General features: G+C 66.0%; 1 protein-coding gene. It reads left to right on the top strand.

The window, feature by feature from the left end; translation table 11 throughout:
• Positions 1–934 (top strand): phosphomannomutase/phosphoglucomutase (locus QZH66_RS17075; protein ID WP_305807041.1); only part of this gene is annotated, 934 nt, incomplete at both ends.

Genomic DNA, 934 nt, shown 5'->3' on the forward strand with positions numbered 1-934 from the left:
TGCAGGTGATCGACATCGGCATGGTCACCACGCCGCAGCTGTACTTTGCCGCCCACACCCTGTGCTCAAGCGGCATCCAGGTCACCGGCAGCCACAACCCCAAGGACTACAACGGCTTCAAGATGGTGCTGGCCGGCCGCGCCATCTATGGCGACGAGATCCAGCAGCTGCGCCACACCATGGAAGCCGAGAGCTGGCAGCTCGCCCCCGGCGGCTTTGTTCGCCAGGCCGACGTGCAGGACGCCTACCGTGAGCGCATCACCGGCGACGTGAAACTGGCCCGGCCCATGAAGATCGTCGTCGACTGCGGCAACGGCGTGGCCGGCGCTTCGGCGCCCGGCATCTTCCGCGCCCTGGGCTGCGAGGTGATCGAGCTGTTTTCCGAGGTCGACGGCAACTTCCCGAATCACCATCCCGACCCGAGCAAGCCCGAAAACCTGCGCGACCTGATCGCCGCCTTGCAAGACAGCGATGCCGAGCTGGGCCTGGCCTTCGACGGCGACGGCGACCGCCTCGGCATCGTCACCAAGGACGGCAGCAACATCTTTCCCGATCGGCAGATGGTGCTGTTCGCGCAGGATGTGCTCAGCCGCGTGCCCGGCGGGCAGATTTTGTTCGACGTGAAATGCACGCAGCGCCTGGCGCCGGCGATTGCGGCGGCCGGCGGCGTGCCGGTGATGTACAAGACCGGCCATTCGCTCATCAAGGCGCAGATGAAAGAGCTCAATTCGCCGCTGGGCGGCGAGATGAGCGGCCATATCTTCTTCAAGGAGCGCTGGTATGGCTTTGACGACGGCACCTACGCCGGCTGCCGCCTGTTAGAGATTCTGAGCCGCGGCAGCGACCCGAGCGCCGTGCTCAATGCGCTGCCGACCAGCTTCTCCACGCCTGAACTCAACGTGGCCTGCGCCGAGGGCGAGCCGCACCGCCTGAC

The organism is Stenotrophomonas sp. YIM B06876, from assembly GCF_030711595.1.
In the GTDB taxonomy this organism is placed as follows: domain Bacteria; phylum Pseudomonadota; class Gammaproteobacteria; order Xanthomonadales; family Xanthomonadaceae; genus Stenotrophomonas.